This window comes from Neobacillus cucumis, assembly GCF_023715505.1.
On the sequence record NZ_JAMBOH010000030.1, the window covers coordinates 17,784 to 34,847 of the forward strand.

The 17,064-nt window shown below is 33.2% G+C and carries 17 protein-coding genes and 1 pseudogene; 14 read left to right on the forward strand and 4 right to left on the reverse strand.

Annotated features, from left to right (window positions below; genetic code table 11):
- Positions 1–164: 164 nt before the first annotated feature.
- Positions 165–956 (reverse strand): SGNH/GDSL hydrolase family protein, encoded by a 792-nt coding sequence (locus M3226_RS26080; RefSeq protein WP_251571654.1) that lies wholly within the window; start codon positions 954–956, stop codon positions 165–167.
- Between the two features lie 239 nt (positions 957–1,195).
- On the opposite strand from M3226_RS26080, the gene M3226_RS26085 reads away from it, so the two are divergent.
- The 12 genes and pseudogenes from M3226_RS26085 to M3226_RS26140 form a co-directional block, all read left to right on the forward strand.
- Positions 1,196–1,945: a YveK family protein gene (locus M3226_RS26085; protein WP_251571656.1), complete on the forward strand. Its 750-nt coding sequence runs from the start codon at positions 1,196–1,198 to the stop codon at positions 1,943–1,945.
- Positions 1,935–2,633, forward strand: a complete 699-nt coding sequence (locus M3226_RS26090; RefSeq protein WP_251571657.1) for a CpsD/CapB family tyrosine-protein kinase — start codon at positions 1,935–1,937, stop codon at positions 2,631–2,633. The genes M3226_RS26085 and M3226_RS26090 overlap by 11 nt, the downstream gene beginning before the upstream one ends.
- 101 nt (positions 2,634–2,734) lie before the next feature.
- A complete protein-coding gene (locus M3226_RS26095; protein WP_251571659.1) occupies positions 2,735–3,496 on the forward strand; it encodes a tyrosine-protein phosphatase in 762 nt (253 codons plus the stop codon).
- A gap of 325 nt (positions 3,497–3,821) precedes the next feature.
- Positions 3,822–4,715, forward strand: coding sequence for a UTP--glucose-1-phosphate uridylyltransferase GalU (gene galU, locus M3226_RS26100; protein ID WP_251571661.1), 894 nt, complete (start codon positions 3,822–3,824; stop codon positions 4,713–4,715).
- A 52-nt stretch (positions 4,716–4,767) separates the two neighbouring features.
- Positions 4,768–5,412, forward strand: a complete 645-nt coding sequence (locus tag M3226_RS26105) for a sugar transferase (RefSeq protein ID WP_251571720.1) — start codon at positions 4,768–4,770, stop codon at positions 5,410–5,412.
- A 185-nt stretch (positions 5,413–5,597) separates the two neighbouring features.
- The gene (locus M3226_RS26110) at positions 5,598–6,734 is read left to right on the forward strand and encodes a glycosyltransferase (RefSeq protein WP_251571663.1); all 1,137 of its coding nucleotides are present in this window, start codon (positions 5,598–5,600) and stop codon (positions 6,732–6,734) included.
- Positions 6,735–6,784: 50 nt separating this feature from the next.
- On the forward strand, positions 6,785–8,203 hold the full coding sequence (locus M3226_RS26115; RefSeq protein WP_251571664.1) for an oligosaccharide flippase family protein: 1,419 nt from the start codon (positions 6,785–6,787) through the stop codon (positions 8,201–8,203).
- Between the two features lie 57 nt (positions 8,204–8,260).
- Positions 8,261–9,352 (forward strand): glycosyltransferase, encoded by a 1,092-nt coding sequence (locus M3226_RS26120; RefSeq protein WP_251571666.1) that lies wholly within the window; start codon positions 8,261–8,263, stop codon positions 9,350–9,352.
- Positions 9,353–9,416: 64 nt separating this feature from the next.
- On the forward strand, positions 9,417–10,004 hold the full coding sequence (locus tag M3226_RS26125) for a serine O-acetyltransferase (protein WP_251571668.1): 588 nt from the start codon (positions 9,417–9,419) through the stop codon (positions 10,002–10,004).
- 56 nt (positions 10,005–10,060) lie between these two features.
- A complete protein-coding gene (locus tag M3226_RS26130; protein ID WP_251571670.1) occupies positions 10,061–11,101 on the forward strand; it encodes a glycosyltransferase family 2 protein in 1,041 nt (346 codons plus the stop codon).
- Positions 11,102–11,228: 127 nt separating this feature from the next.
- Positions 11,229–11,966: a WecB/TagA/CpsF family glycosyltransferase gene (locus M3226_RS26135; RefSeq protein ID WP_251571672.1), complete on the forward strand. Its 738-nt coding sequence runs from the start codon at positions 11,229–11,231 to the stop codon at positions 11,964–11,966.
- A gap of 124 nt (positions 11,967–12,090) precedes the next feature.
- A pseudogene (locus M3226_RS26140) lies at positions 12,091–12,198 on the forward strand (hypothetical protein); the annotation flags it as partial.
- Here the strand turns inward: M3226_RS26140 and M3226_RS26145 are convergent.
- The 3 genes from M3226_RS26145 to M3226_RS26155 form a co-directional block, all read right to left on the reverse strand.
- Positions 12,185–12,427 carry an ATP-binding protein gene (locus M3226_RS26145; RefSeq protein WP_308211991.1) on the reverse strand — a complete coding sequence of 81 codons (243 nt, stop codon included), beginning with the start codon at positions 12,425–12,427 and terminating at the stop codon, positions 12,185–12,187. The pseudogene M3226_RS26140 and the gene M3226_RS26145 overlap by 14 nt on opposite strands.
- Before the next feature lie 523 nt (positions 12,428–12,950).
- Positions 12,951–13,715 carry an IS21-like element helper ATPase IstB gene (istB, locus tag M3226_RS26150; RefSeq protein WP_251571676.1) on the reverse strand — a complete coding sequence of 255 codons (765 nt, stop codon included), beginning with the start codon at positions 13,713–13,715 and terminating at the stop codon, positions 12,951–12,953.
- Positions 13,712–14,794: a hypothetical protein gene (locus M3226_RS26155; protein WP_251571678.1), complete on the reverse strand. Its 1,083-nt coding sequence runs from the start codon at positions 14,792–14,794 to the stop codon at positions 13,712–13,714. The genes istB and M3226_RS26155 overlap by 4 nt, the downstream gene beginning before the upstream one ends.
- 451 nt (positions 14,795–15,245) lie before the next feature.
- On the opposite strand from M3226_RS26155, the gene M3226_RS26160 reads away from it, so the two are divergent.
- Positions 15,246–15,437 carry an integrase gene (locus M3226_RS26160; protein WP_251571680.1) on the forward strand — a complete coding sequence of 64 codons (192 nt, stop codon included), beginning with the start codon at positions 15,246–15,248 and terminating at the stop codon, positions 15,435–15,437.
- Between the two features lie 605 nt (positions 15,438–16,042).
- Positions 16,043–16,972 (forward strand): IS21 family transposase, encoded by a 930-nt coding sequence (gene istA / locus M3226_RS32565; protein WP_308211992.1) that lies wholly within the window; start codon positions 16,043–16,045, stop codon positions 16,970–16,972.
- Positions 16,973–17,064: the final 92 nt, after the last annotated feature.

Below are 17,064 nucleotides of genomic sequence, written 5' to 3' on the forward strand. Positions count from 1 at the left end.
GTATAATTACTGTTAACTCACAAGTGGCCGGTTGATGAAAAATAGAAAACCTCTGAATCAACTAACTTTTAAAAAATAAAAAAACCGAGTTTCTTCTATTATATATTCAATAATAGCGTTTACATAAAGTTGATTAAAAAAAGCAAACTCTACGGAAGAGTTCGCTATTGGTTAGTAAAATATTTAATTAAGTAATTACTCCATACCTCATATCCTTTTGCGCTTGGTGCGCTTCCATCTGGCAGAAGGTAATCTTTAAATGCATTTGTATTGGGATCCGGCCAGGCTGTCCAATGATCAAGATAGGCAATCTTATTTTCCTCTGCGAACTTCTTCAACACGGCTACCTGATTAGGATAGAACTTAGCTTGAAACAGTGGATAGGATGGCTGAAGTATAAATGTTGTTTCAGGCTGCTTAGCTTTAATATCATCCATAATCTTTGTTATATCCTTTAGGGTGTTCTCTGGTAATACTTCCCCGTTATTAAGTAAAATAAATGGCTCTAATACAATTACATCAGCCTTTTCAGCAGCTAAATCAGCCTGTTTATTATCACTGATAAACTTGGTGGAAGTTGAATTAAAAGTTTTTAACTTAACTTGAATGTTTTTTTTGCCAAATGTCTCTATTAGCTTTTCTTTAACGCTGGGATAGCTGCCAGCAGTATCAGAACCAATGGCTGGAGATCCAACAAAAAGGATCTTGTAGGCCTTTTTCTCTTTTATCGCTTTTTTAAATGTTTTAACAGCAGTTGAAGGCCAATTAGAAGTGTAGGCTACTATTTCTTCTTGATCAAAACCAGTAGTAATCTTCTGCGAACTAACCCCATCGGCCTGCGTGAAAGAGGATAGATGATTCGAAGCAACGGCGATTTTTTTATTCCAATTGGAATGGCCCCAAACGACCACCGTAAGGCAGGCAATACCTAATAGTATAGTAAAAAAAGTCTTCATTTATGATACCCCCAAATTATTCTGCACATCCATTATAACAAAAAGATTTTGAAAAATAATTCCAATTACACTTTTTAACTACAAAATATTACAATACAGTGTAAAATAAGAAAGTGGTGAAAGAAATAAACAAATATATGACAAAAACAACAAAAACTTTACAAATAAAGTCAACATTAGTCGAAATATTTATGCTATAATACACATTGGCTTATTTTTGGAAATAAAGGGAGGACAACATGGAAGAAACCATTAGCTTAAAAGAGTTGTTTGAAACATTACGCAAACGACTAAGTTTAATATTGAACATTACATTTATAGCCATACTAATCAGTGGTGTGATAAGTTATTTCTTCATAACACCTATCTATCAAACATCCACACAATTGCTAGTCAATCAGGCAAAAAATGAGCAGTCTCCGTACCAGAACAATGAAGTACAAACGAATCTCCAGTTAATAAATACCTATAACGTAATTATAAAGAGTCCTGCCATCCTTGAAAAAGTGATTAAAGAATTGAATATAGATATGACAGTTTCGGAGCTAAATGGAAAAATTACCGTTCAAAACGAAACGGATTCACAAGTAGTGAACCTATCTGTACAGGATGAGAATGCTGAAAGGGCAGCAAAAATTGCCAATACAACAGCCGATGTATTTAAAAAAGAGATTGTAAATATCATGAATGTAGATAACGTTAGTATTCTGGCAAAAGCAACCGTAACGGACCAAATATCCCCAATAAAACCAAGACCTTTATTAAATATTGCTATTGCTATGGTAGTTGGTCTTATGGTTGGAGTAGGATTAGCTTTCCTTTTAGAATACCTTGACAATACCGTCAAAAATGAGGAAGAAATCGAAAAATTGCTTGGGGTATCAGTGCTAGGTGTCATTGCTGCGATGGATGATTCAAAATTAAAAGACAGTAAGAAAAAAAGTTCTGAGAAAAATGCTAGATTAAGAGGTGAGACGATTGGCTCTTAAAAAGAATAAGAAAGCTTTAAGTAATAAAAGAAATATCATTACCAAGTTTGACTCAAAATCCCCAATTTCAGAGCAGTATCGAACAATCCGTACAAATATTCAGTTTTCTTCAGTAGATAACGAAGTTAAATCGTTAATGGTAACATCATCTGGACCAGGGGAAGGTAAATCGACTACAGTTGCAAATCTGGCTGTTGTATTTGCACAGCAAGGAAAAAAAGTATTGCTTGTAGATGCTGATTTGAGAAAACCAACGGTTCATTATACATTTAATCAAACCAATACATTCGGCCTAACAAGTGTGTTAACTAGGCAATTGACGTTGGATAAGGCTGTTGCTGATACAGGAGAAAAGAATCTTTTTGTCTTAACAAGCGGACCAATCCCTCCTAATCCAGCTGAATTATTAAGCTCGAAGGCAATGGAACAATTTTATCAGGATGCACTAGATTTATTTGATATTGTTCTATTTGACACCCCGCCATTATTAGCAGTAACAGATGCGCAAATATTAGCTAATAAATGTGAAGGTACTATTTTAGTAGTTTCTAGCGGAAAAACAGAGAAAGATCAAGTAGTGAAGGCAAAAGAATTACTAGATTCAGCTCAAAGTAAACTATTAGGTGTTGTTTTAAATAATAAGAAAATGAAAGACACAAATTACTACTACTATTATGGTGTAAAGTAACAAGATTCGACATTTTGCACCACTTTACCTTAATGAGGTAAAGTGATAATATGAAAAATGTTGTGTTTTACTGACAATATTTTGTAAAGGGTGTGCGTATTATGGTGGATATTCATTGTCATATCTTGCCTGGTATTGACGACGGAGCAAAAAATATATCAGACAGTATTATGATGGCAAAGGAAGCAGAAAAAGAAGGGATTCATACCATCATCGCCACCCCTCATTTAAATAACCAATATGATAACCGAAAAGATTTGATACTAGCAAAAGTGAACAAGTTAAACACAGCTCTAAAAGACGCAGGAGTAAATGTTACCATCCTTCCAGGACAAGAACCAAGAATATATGGTGATATCATTGGAGATTTTGAAAAGAATGATATTCAAACGCTAAATAATAGTCAATACCTTTTTGTTGAATTCCCTTCAAACCACGTCCCACGATATGCAGAAAAATTATTGTTTGATATCCAAGTAAAAGGGTTAACCCCAATCATTGTCCACCCTGAAAGGAATTCTGAGATTATAGAGAGGCCTGAAATACTGTATCGCTTTGTTGAAAAGGGGTCCTTAACGCAAGTAACAGCTTCAAGTCTTTCCGGTTATTTTGGTAAAAAAATCAAGAACTTCTCCATGCAAATCATAGAGGCTAATTTAACTCATTTTATTGCTTCGGATGCCCACAACATTAACTCCCGTTCCTTTAAAATGATGGAGGCATATGATTTGATAGACAAGGAATATGGTACAGACTATGTTTATCTATTCAGTGAAAATGCTGAGATGTTGATTACTGGAAAGTCTATTATAAAAGAAATTCCAGAACAAATTAAAAAGAAAAAGAAGTTCATATTTTTTTAATTAACCAAATGCCGAGAGTTACTGATTATTATTAACTTTATTAATTAGGTCAATACCTAATTTGTCAGGCTACCCTGTCCGTTTTTCATGGGGGCACTCGATTATGCTGTGGGAATTAGAAGTTATTTCTCTTTCCTTCGAAGCTCTTCTGCGAGAGCATGGTGCGAGGGATGGAATATATGCCCAAAAAATTAACCTAATAAATATCTAATGAAAAGGCCAGTCTGAGAGCAATTACAGTTCCATTAGATATTTATTTTTGCCAATACATTAACTAGGAAAAAAATCAAATAGATAATTAAAATAAAAAAATGGGGGATTAAAGATGAAAAAAGTAAGAAAAGCGATTATACCAGCAGCAGGTTTAGGAACTAGATTTTTACCAGCAACAAAGGCTATGCCAAAGGAAATGTTACCAATCGTTGATAAGCCAACAATCCAATATATTGTAGAAGAAGCTGTAGCTTCTGGAATTGAGGATATTATCATTGTCACTGGTAAAGGTAAGCGTGCAATTGAGGACCATTTTGATATGGCGATGGAACTTGAGGAAAACTTAAAAGAAAAGGGGAAACTTGATCTTTTAGAAAGAGTTCAATTTGCTACCAATCTTGCAGATATCCATTACATCCGTCAGAAAGAGCCAAAAGGACTTGGACATGCCGTTTGGTGTGCTCGTAACTTTATTGGAGACGAACCTTTTGCTGTCCTATTAGGAGATGACATTGTTCAAGGTGAAACTCCATGTTTACGCCAATTGATTGATCAATATGAAGAAACTTTATCTTCAGTGATTGGGGTTCAAACCGTTCCTGACCATGAAACGAATCGCTACGGTATTATTGATCCCGCTTCACAAGATGGCAGATTATACCAGGTGAATAATTTTGTTGAAAAACCAAAAGCGGGCACAGCGCCTTCAAATTTAGCAATTATGGGCAGATACGTTTTAACTCCTGAAATCTTTATGTTCCTTGACCAACAAGAACAAGGAGCAGGCGGCGAAATTCAATTAACAGATGCCATTCAAAAATTAAATCAGATTCAAAGAGTGTTTGCTTATGATTTTGAAGGTAAAAGATACGATGTTGGGGAAAAGTTTGGTTTTGTTAAAACAACCGTTGAATTCGCACTTCAACATGAAGACCTTCATGATGACATGATAGATTACTTAACAAATCTAGTTTCTTCATTAGAAAAAGAAAAAGTAATGTTATAAGGGAAGGAAGAGGTCTAGGGTGTCTGATTTGGCGAATCAAGAGGCAACGTCTATTGTTAAGAAGGATGTAACGAGTCTAGCAAAAGAGAGAAAGTCATATTTACTAGCAAAGAGGACTATTGACATCTTCGGTTCCTTATGTGGGATTATGGTATTATGTTTTCTATTTATTATTGTAGCTATTCTGATTAAATTAGAAGATCCAAAGGGTCCAATTTTCTTTTCCCAAAAGAGAATAGGATTAAATGGAAAAGAATTTAAAATGTATAAATTCCGTTCCATGGTATCAGATGCAGAGGAAAGATTAAAAGAACTTTTAAAATATAATGAAGTGTCCGGTGCTATGTTTAAAATGAAGGACGACCCACGAATCACAAAAATAGGGAAGTTTATTCGAAAAACAAGTATTGATGAACTGCCACAACTTTTTAATGTGCTAAAAGGGGATATGAGTTTAGTGGGACCTCGTCCCCCTCTTCCTCGTGAAGTTGCTCTCTATACTGAGTTTGATAAACAGAGATTACTGGTTACTCCAGGCTGCACCGGACTTTGGCAAGTAAGTGGGAGAAATAGTCTGGGATTTGAAGAGATGGTTGAATTAGATATTCAATATATTCAAAAACGTACGGTACTTTTTGATTTAAATATAATTCTAAAAACAGTACTTGTGTTATTTGGATCAAAAGATGCTTTTTAATACAAATTACTTGTTATAGGAATAACAGAGGTTAGTTCATATAACATATTCTACTTGGGATAAAGAGGAATACTTTATCCCATATTTTTAGAAGTCTTATTCCTTTTGTGTATTTACTTTATCAAGATGTTTTTTGTGTAGCTATATTTTATTTATTACTTAGTTTATGAAGGGAAGTATTCCTTTTGAAAAATATATGTATTGTAAACGAAGGATTCGGTATGGGGGGAGTAGAAAGAGTAGCGATTCAATTAGCCAATTCCTTTCAACAATTCGGTATTAATACATCATTAATTGATTTTTCAGCTAAAAATCAATTTTATTACGATATAGATAATCAGATTAAGGTACCCCATGTAATCAATCCAAGAAAGATTAAGAGAAAGATAGTTTATAAGTTACATGAGGCAAAGTATAAAATAAATAATAAACCATTAGAAGTTTATTTTCTATATAAAGAACAAACAAATGATTTAATAAACTATCTTAAGGAAAGTCAATGTGACATTTTGATATTGTGTCAGGGAATTCTTACTGCACTGATCCCAAATATTAAAAAAGCATTGCCCAATATAAAGATAGTAGCTTGGCAGCATAATGATTTTGATATCTATACTAAAAATTACTATCAAAACATTTTAGATGATTATTTTAGGGGTTTAAAATCTGCTGATTTAGTTGTTTGTTTAACAGAAGAAGATATGCAAAAATTTAAATCGTATAATTCAAACTCGTGTTATATATATAATCCGTTAACGCTCAATAATCCAAAGATTAGTAATTTAGATAATAAGAATATAATTTTTGTTGGTAGATTAGTTATCAAACAAAAGGGACTTGATTACTTAATAGAGATTGCCAAGAGTTTGGAACCAGGCTGGAGAATTCTCGTTGCTGGGGCGGGGTCAGATAAAGAAATATTTGAGAATATGATACAAGATAATAATTTAGTTGATAGGGTTGTACTAAAAGGTTCCCTATCTGAATCAGAATTAGCAGACTTTTATTCATCAGGTTCAATATTTATTTCCACATCAAGATGGGAAGGATTTGGGCTGGTTTTAACTGAAGCTATGGCAACTGGTTTGCCAGTAGTGAGCTTTTCGAACCACGGACCTACTGAAATCTTAAAGGATGGAATGTATGGGGTATTAGTAGAAAACTATGATATTAGCAAGTTTTCAAATGAGTTGAAAGAATTAATGCTTTTCAAAGAAAAGAGAGAAAAATTACAGCAATATAGTATAGAAAGAGCAGCTGATTTTAGCTCTCGTATTATTTTAAAAGAATGGATAAATAAGCTAAGATTACTTGAGGATTAAATATGTATTTTAAATTGGGGTGAATTTAGATTTATATCTAAATTAAAATTATGAATATATTTATTAAAAAATTAGTTGGATTTTCTGTTGGTCCAGTAGCTGGTGCATTTATTGGCTTGATAACAATTCCTTTAACTACTTATTTTATTGTACCAAGTGAGTATGGTAAAGCGAGTATGTTTGCATTATTTCAAATGATATTTGCTACATTAATATACCTTGGAATCGACCAATCTTATACTAGAGAATATCACAGTGAAAAAAACAAAAAGAATTTATTTCAGAATGCTATCATTATTCCGTTAGTGTTTTCGTTATTTATCCTACTCTTAACAATCTTGTTCTCTAAACATACTTCAATTCTGTTATTTGATAGTCCGAACTATAAATTCTCCTCTATATTATTTGGACTTATGATAGTTTTCATGGTATTAGAGCGATTTATTCTTCTATCCATAAGAATGGAAGAAAAGGCACTAGAGTATTCATTATTAAATATATTTGTAAAACTGGCAGTTTTAGTACTCACTTTGTTTTTCATTATATTTGTTAGACGTGATTTTTTAACCATTGTGTATGCAACGACAATTGGTCAAGTGATCGGGGATCTTTATCTTCTTTTTAGATATAGGAAATTATTTATTTTAAAAGATTTCAAACTAGATACTGTCTTATTAAAAAGAATGCTGTCATTCGGGCTGCCAATTTTAATTTCAGCTTCATTATCAAATCTACTCAATTCTCTAGATCGTTTGTCTCTAAGAGCTTGGAGTGATTTTTATCAGTTAGGAATTTTTACGGCTACATTAAGAATAGTAGCTACATTAACTATTATTCAAACAAGTTTCACTAGTTTTTGGGTTCCGACTGCATACCGGTGGCATGAAAAAGGTAAAAGTATGGATCATTATAAAATAGTAAGTGAGGGTCTACTTTTAGTATTGTCAGTTCTGTTTTTTGGAATACTAACTTTTAAGGGTTTAATTGTTACACTCTTATCATCCAACTATGAAGATGCCAAATTTGTTGTTGGGTTTCTATGTTTGCAACCAATTATGTACACGATTAGTGAAACAACATGTTTAGGAATCGTATTTTCTAGGAAGAGTTATTTGAATATCTGGATAGGGATCATTTCTATAATTCCAAACATTATTTTAAATATAGTGTTGGTACCGCATTTTGGAGCTATTGGTGCGGCTATAGCAACAGGGATTTCATATATTTGCTTCTTTGTAGGTAGAACCTACTTTTCGGGTAAATGTGGTATGAAATTTAATGTAAACAGACATTATCTTGTTATCTTTTTATTACTAATAGCTGCATTCATCAATTTAATCCATAGTGAAATCGTAGTGTTGTTAAATATAGTTATGTTAATTTTAGTTGTGGCTGTACAATTTGGAACCATAAAAAAATTTATAAACATACGTAAAGGAAATCATAAAGAACTTTATGATTTTTCATAGATAATGAACCTTTATGGCAAAAAATAAGTTTCATAAATTTGAAGATTGGTGGAAATAATGAAAAAAAATATTAAAGTTTTAATGGTTGGTTCAGACACTAGTGTTAAAGGTGGAATGACTACTGTTGTCCAATCTTTTCTGAATTACAGTAAAAATAGTAATTTTAAATTGATGTTTATACCAACACATATTGAGACCGATAGTCAAATGAAAAAAATTTCTTTTTTCTTATCTGGTTTATTAAGTATATTTTTTCAATTGTTATTTAATCGAGTAGATATTGTACACATGCATATGTCTGAGAGAGGTAGTTTTAGTAGGAAGTTTATTATTTTTAAGCTTTCTAAGTTATTTAATAAACGAGTAATAACTCATACCCATGGGGCAGAATTTAAAGAGTACTATAATGAAAGTAACAGTAAGGTACAGTCTAATATTAGGAAGTTATTAAAAGAATCAGATAAAGTTATTACATTAGGTGAAAATTGGAATGATATTATTAAGAGTATTGAACCACAAACAAAAACCTTAATACTTAGGAATTCAGTAATACTACCTAAAAAAATTAATACCCTAAACAGTCAAGAAATTAATGTTCTATTTTTAGCTGTTTTAATCAATCGTAAGGGAATTATAGATCTAATCAACTCATCGTATAAAGTAATAAAAGAGTTAGAAAAAGAGGGTAAGTCCATTAAGTTTTTAATAGCAGGTGATGGCCCTCTACTAGAATCCTCTATTAATTTAACCAAAGAGTTAGGTATTGCGGAAAATTTTGAGTTTTTAGGATGGATAGATGTTAATCAAAAGGAACAGTTATTAACGAAAACAGACCTATTTGTTTTACCATCTTATAATGAAGGTTTACCTCTATCTATTTTAGAAGCATTAAGTTATGGAATTCCAGTTGTTTCTACTCATGTTGGAAGTGTAAATGAAGCAGTAATTGATGGAAAAAACGGCTTTTTAATCAATCCTGGTAATGTTGAATCTCTGTCTAAGAGTATGTTAAATATTTTACAAAGTAATGACTTCCAAGAAATGGGGAGACAGTCAAGACTACTTGCTGAAGATCACTTTAATAGTGAAAAATACTTTGAAATAATTGAAGATCTGTATGCTTCCCTTATGAACACAAAAAATATTTAAATCTATACTTGCTAAAAAGATAAAGTTTTTTAAAATTACTTTTTAGATTAGGATGAATTAATGAATGATTCAAAATAAAAAAGATTATTATTATTATTTACAAGCAGATAAAGAGGCATTAGATATAAAAAGAAAATCCCCACGACCTATTGTTGATGATATTTGGAAATTCCAAAGATTACTTAGGAAGTTAGAATATACTGTAAATTGCAAGAATGGTAAAATTGCAAAATTTTATATTTTATTATTGAAATATAGATTTCATAAATTTTCAAGATTATTAGGTTTTGATATACCTATAAATGTTTTCGGTCCTGGATTATCTATTGCTCATAGAGGCACTATAGTGGTTAATGGTGGGGCCAGAGTGGGTGCAAATTGTAGAATTCATGCTAGTGTTAATATAGGGACTGGAAAAGATACTAGTACTACTCTGGTTCCTACCCTTGGTAATAACGTGTATATAGGTCCAGGTGCCAAGATATTTGGAAAGATAGAAGTCGGAGATAATGTGGCAATTGGTGCAAATTCGGTAGTCAATAAATCATTTGAATCAAATGTTACAATAGCTGGAAGTCCTGCAAAAATAATAAACCACAAAGGATCAAAGGATTTATTATTTAGATATGAAACGTTAAAGGAAAAGGAATAAAAATAATTAATTTTGTTTTTATAGCTATGATAATATTTCTAAGGAGTTAAAAATCTATGAAACAACCTTTAGTTACTGTTTTTATTCCTATGTATAATGGTGAAGAATATATACAAGAAGCTCTGGATAGTATAATTAATCAAACTTATAAAAATCTAGATATATTAGTAGTTGATGATGGTTCGACAGATAATTCAAATAAAATAGTTAGTTCTTACAATGATCCTCGAATTAGACTCTTAGTTAACGAAACTAATAAAGGTTTACCGTATACAAGGAATTTAGGTGTTAAAGAGGCAAAAGGCAAGTATTTAGCAATTATGGATGCTGACGATATTGCCCTGCCAGATAGAATTGAGAAACAAGTTAAATATATGGAAGAAAATATAGATATTGATGTGGTCGGTACTTATTATCAAGAGTTCGGTGGTAGGTTTAATAGAATTAGAAAATCAAGTGCAGATAATCAGGAAGAATTAAAAATTTCTTTAATTTTTCATAACTATATCGGTAATTCTACTTCCCTTATTCGGTTAAATACTTTAAAAGAAAATAATCTGAGTTATAATCCCAATTTTTTTGTATTACAAGATTATGACTTATGGATCCAAATATCAAAAGTAGGAAAATTGTTTATTATGCCAGAAGTATTATTAAAATATAGGACTGGGCATACTAATATAACAAAATTGTCAAAAACTGAAAAGGCCGCAAGAAGAAAGAAATTAATGGATTCAATTCATAATGACATATTAGATTTTTATAATTTTGAATTAACAGATCAAGAAAAAAATACATTTAACGAAGTTTTTAATGACGATTTTTATGACGAAATTGGTAATGATCTCCTTAATGATATTTATTTGGTAATCAGAAGAATTACTGAACAAAATAAGGAAAAGCAAATTTTTAATGAGGTTAATTTTAATAATACAATCAAAAGAGAAATTCTTAAAGTTTTAGCTAATCCAAATATAAAACTGTCTAATAAACTTGAGTTCTATAACAAGATATGTAAGTTAGTGAATTGTAAATTAAATACAGCTGAGTTTTTCAAAATTATTGCCAAACATTCATTTAAGAAGGTCTTCTTTTAAAGACTAATTTACATTTAGGAGTGTTTTAAAATGTGGTTTTTCATAGAGATCCAAGGGAGAAAACTAATCTTCTTTAGCTTTAATCGGATTCGTCTATAAAAAAATTTAAAGAGGATGAAATTATTAAATGATTACAGAAGAATTAGGCAATGTAAAAGTAAATTTAACAGATGAGAAGGAATTGCTTCCTATATTGCATGATAGGTTAGTAAATAAAGAAAAAACCAAGGTATTTTTCTTAAATGCTCACTGCTACAATATAGCTCAAAAAGATGAAAAGTATAGAGCAAATTTAAATAAAGCGGATTTTGTCTTGAATGACGGTATTGGGGTTGATATTGGGGCTAAAATATTTAATTTTAAATTCAAAGAAAACTTAAATGGTACCGATTTAACACCCAAAATTTTAGAAGTTTGTGCAGAGTTGAGCTTAAGGGTATTTTTGTTAGGAGGTAAACCAGGAGTTGCAGAAAAAGCTTCCGAAAATATGAGAAAAAAAATACCTTTTTTAAATATTGTAGGGACCTTAGATGGGTATTTTAAAGAATCGACAGATGTTGTTTCAATTATTAACAAAACAAATCCAGATGTAATTATATGTGCTTTAGGCGTGCCTTATCAAGAAAATTGGATATCTGATAATTTTAATAAGATTAATGGTACCATGTTCTTGGCGGTTGGGGCTTTTTTAGATTTTGCATCCAATAATATAACTAGAGCCCCAAAAGTATTTAGAAAACTAAAATCAGAGTGGATTTATAGATTATTATTGGAACCTAAAAGAATGTGGAAAAGGTATTTAATTGGAAACTTTACGTTTATATATTATATCCTTAAGAATAAGGTAATCAATAATAGTCGTTAATAGAAAAAGTGGTTTGATTGAATATATCCGATAGTTAATTAATTGTAAAATTCCTTATTACTACGTTGAACCAATAATATAAAATATTATTGGTTTTATTATTGAAATGAGGAAGAGTTGAAAAATTAAAGGTGGAGTTAAATTAAAAATTGCAGTAGCTGGGACTGGATATGTAGGATTAGTAACAGGTGTTTGTCTTGCAGAGAAAAAGAATTCAGTCACATTTGTAGATCCATCGATGTGATCATCAAATTATCAATAATGACTAATTGTGATTCTTTTATTGTCTTAATCCTAGTTTGGGACTTCCTCGTTATATCCCTGGTTTTCAAGGTATGAATCAAATCTCCCATCGTTATATAGGAGACCCTGTAACCTCGTTTAATGGCTTCTAATCCTAATCCAACCGCCATGTTTGTTTTCCCACACCAGGCGGTCCCAATAGAATAAGACCAATTGATTAAACTGCTTTAAGCTTAAGGATTCTAGTTCTTCTGAATTAAATTGCTCCAACGGAGTGATACATGGAAATACTGCGAGTTTCAAGCGTTTTTACATGTGTTTCTCGTCTCTCATTTTTCGTTCATATTCTACTATATTGTTCAGGAACGTTATATAACTAAGCTGCTCCTTTTCAGCTTCTTTTGAAGTGAAGGGAGCTTTTTTGAAGTTTTCACCAACCGAAGTGTAAGCCCGAAATATAAAAAATAAGAGGCTGGGACAAAACCCACCTCTAAGATGAAAAAGCCGGTGGAATTTTACGATAAGTAAAATTTCACCGGCTTTGATTTTTTTTAAATAAAAATAAGGACCACTTCTGATAAAATAAAGTTACCACACCAAATCTTGAAAGAAGGGTCCTTATGTTTAAAAATTATATCATGAATCAATTAGTTTTGCCTTTAGATTTAGAAGTGAAATTACAAACTAATGATATTGCCTTCCATGTTGTGAGCGTCAAGTAGAAATGAACAATTTTGCTGATTATTTTTGAACACTTTCTTCATTAAAAATCCTTTGTCTGTTTCTCATTCTGTGGCTATCTTCATTGAAACTCACAATCTCAGCACGATGAATCAGACGGTCCAATATGGCTGTAGCTACACCTACATCCCCAAGCAATTCTGTCCATTCCTTCGGAGATCGGTTGGACGTAAGGATGATTGATGATTGGTTATATAGATCATTGACTAGCTGAAAGAAAAGGTTGGCTTCTCTTGGGTCCATTGCTGCGTACATTAAGTCGTCAATGATGACTAGATGTGAGTCCTTAATTCTTTTTATCCTAGTTTGTGATTTCCTCGTGATGTCCAGCGTTTTTAACGTGTGAACCAATTCTCCCATTGATATAAATGAAACCTTATAGCCTTTTTGTATAGCTTCAAGTCCTAGTCCAACTGCCAAGTGGGTCTTACCAACTCCTGGAGGTCCCAATAGGATTAGGTTAAAGATCTGCTCCACCCATGCCAATTCCTTTAATTGATTAAATTCCTTTTGGCTCAACGATTCCTGTTCTTCTAAATTAAAATCATCCAAAGGTGCTATACATGGAAAAGAGGCAAGTTTAAGCCTTTTTTCCATGTTCTTTTCATCTCTTTTGTTTCGTTCGTACTCTACCAGAGTATTTAAGAAAGAAAGGTAGCTAACTTGATCTTTCTCAGCTTTGGCCAGAATAGCGGGAAGCTCACTTGAAGCTTCCGAGAGACGGAGAGATACAAGGGCATCCTGAAGTTGCTGGATCTGTCTCATTTAACTCCCTCCATGATTGCTACATATTGATCAAATGGACGCTGCTTAGCTTCTGCGTTAAGTAAAGGCAATTCCTCTACATCGGCAGATGTTGGTTTAGTTTCAGCGATAGCGTTTGGACTGTTCATGTTAACTTGGCGCTGGCGTTTCAATAGCTGGACCACATCCTGAAAATCATTAGCGCTAAAAAGTTGTCTTTCCATACATAACGCAAGTGAATCATCAAGTACTTCGACAGAACTTACATCAATACACTTTTTTATGATACTCAACTGATCACGGAGGTATCTTGGATATCTTTTTCGTAGTTCCTGAAAATACATCTGGGTCATCTCACTGTTTGTAAAGTGGCTACCCACAACCTCCATTAGTTCCTTAAGTCCTTTAGAGCGATCACGCTGATGCGATGTATTACGAATTAGTTGACCTTTATCGGGGCTGATTGAATGACTTGCCAATACTTCTCCTGTCTCTTTAACATAAATGATTAGTTTATTTTCTTTATTTCTCATTATCTGAACTTCTGGGTGTTTCTGATAGGTGCCGAGAGGCACCGTATAACGGTTCGAAAGGAATAATACCGTGTTGTCCTTCCGTACACTTCTTGTTATACTATTATTACTATTATGATTTAATAGACTGACCTGCCTCATGTGTTGCTTTTCCAGGAGAAACACATCGGCGGGTCTTCTTTTTGTCCCATTGTGGATTTTACCGTTTCCGGTTCTGCCCAGCCAGTGCTGGCATTGCTCATTCCAGGAATCAATATTGTGAAAAACTCTATGTATTACAAAGTTTTTCTTGATGAATCCCACGGTGTTTTCGACCCTTCCTTTGCTTTCAGGATCTGCCTTCCGGCATAAAACCACCTTAAACTTTACTTCGTTGACAAACTGCTGAAGAAAAAACTGCTGATCCACTCCTGCACATATTAGGTACTTTGCTACATACTCTCCCACTTGTGCACGGTCATAATGTCCCAATTTGAACTGTATATCAATTCTTTGCCGAATGGCTGCGAATGATTGAAGACGTAGGCCGTCCCAGAGTTCGCTCTGACTAACAAGGATAAGTGCCATTGGACCATGGTCATCCATTTTGAAGTTAAGCAGGACCCTACCTCTTTAAGCATCTCCTTGTCTAATTGGTGAGCTTCGTCTATTACAACCACTGGCTGAATACCACGAATTCCTCTGAACAACTATCTCCCGATGGAGTTGCCTTTTAGCATCACCTCTATAAAACTTTGCCTCAGAGCATAATTGTTCAAGCAATCCCATGTAAAAGTGTCTAGGGGTTATAATTTTGAGTCAGACAAATAGAGTACTTGAAACTTCCCCTTATCAAGTCGATCTACAAACCTATTAATTAGCTGATTACGGCCACCTGAATGTACCACTAATAACATGATTTGTAACAAAGAATAACAAGAAATTAACCACTAATCGACAGGTTATTTACCAACCACTACTTTATATAATTAGTGAGCATATCTTACGATTTGACACTTTATATGGGAGATATTATTTTATGATCCAATATCATAAGATACTGGAATTATATGATAAGGGAATCAGTTTGAGGGGGATTTCCGCAAGTACTGGTAACTCTCGGCAAAAAGTAACAGAGGTCATTGAATTGGCTAAGAAGAAAGGATTAATTTGTCCGTTAGACGAGGAAATTGATGATAAATGGTTTAAAGAATTTCTGTTTCCAGGGTAGTCATTGGAAGCTTCCGGGAGGCAGCCTCGACTTTGAATACATTCATAAAGAGTTGGCCAAACAGAACGTTACCCTTTCTCTTCTACACTATGAATATGAAGCAGAAAGTAGGGCAAATAACAAAATCCCTTACTCTCATCGAAGTTTCATCCGCCATTATGGCCATTATGCGCTGAAATACAAAGCTACCTTACGTATCCGCAGAAAACCGGGGAAAATAATGGAGGTGGATTGGGCAGGGTCCACAGCCTTTATAATTGATAGGGATACAGGGGAAAAAGTAAATGCATATATATTCATGCGTATAAATATTTTGGTTGATCCACTCAGATTGTTGTATCGGATAATTTGAAGACGGGCGTGACGAAACATACTTCAAGGGAACTTGTATTGAATCCTACCTACAAGGAAATGGCCAGTCATTACAATCCAATCGTCATGCTGTGACTGCTAAACTAAAGTTGACAGTTTCCGCTAGATAAGAAGAAACACTTATTTACCCAAATGTACCAGTAAAATATAAGCATCTTCCATTGTAAGATAACTATAAATTTATTTATACATCAATGGAGGGTACAGAAAAGGTGGATAAGTGGGAAATGTATATGGAAATACAACAGTTAATTAAGAAAGGATTTAGTAAATCCAAAGTGGCAGAAAAGCTGGGAGTTTCAAGATCAACCGTATACCGAAATCTTAAAAGATCTCCCTCGGATATGGCTGAATGGGTCGAGTCCATACAAACAAGAAGAAAGAAGTTAGACAATTATAAGGAAATAATTTTATCCTGGCTGAGGGAACATCCTGATATGTCAGCAGCTCAGGTACAAGATTGGCTACAAGAAAGGAATCCAGCACTAGAGATAGGTGAAAGCACTGTGAGGGCCTATGTCCGGAATCTACGTAATGAATATAAGATAGAGAAAGAGACATCAGCCAGAGAATATGAAGCTATCCCTGATTCACCTATGGGGGAACAAATTCAAGTTGATTTCGGATTCACCAAACAAAGAACCATAAATAATAAGGAAGTCAAACTTAGCTTTATTGCTTTTGTTTTATCTAATTCCAGATACAAATATAAAGAATGGTTAGATAGACCTTTTACAACAGAAGATGTCATTAGAGCTCATGAAAATGCATTCAAATGGTTTGAGGGAATCCCAAGAGAATTAGTTTATGACCAAGATAGTTTAATAGTAGTAAGTGAAAATGGTGGAGATTTAATTCTTACAAAGGAGTTTCAGCAGTATAAAGATACCAGAAAGCTAAACCTTCGGGTTTGTCGAAAAGCTGATCCAAAAAGTAAAGGAAGAATTGAAAATATGGTAGGTTTTATCAAGCACAATTTCGCTAAACACAGAGTATTCTACAATATTGATTCTTGGAATGACCAAGGATGGGAATGGTTAAATCGGACAGGTAACTATAAAATACACAATACAACAAAAAAAAGACCAGTTGAAGTGTTCTCCTCGGAAAAGCAACACTTAAGACCGGTCATCCAAAAAAATAAATGTCATAAACAAATATGAGAATAGTATAACAAGAAGTGTTCATAAGGACAATACCATCCGGTATTTATCTAACAGGTATTCCCTCCCACTCGGGACGTTTAGTAAATATG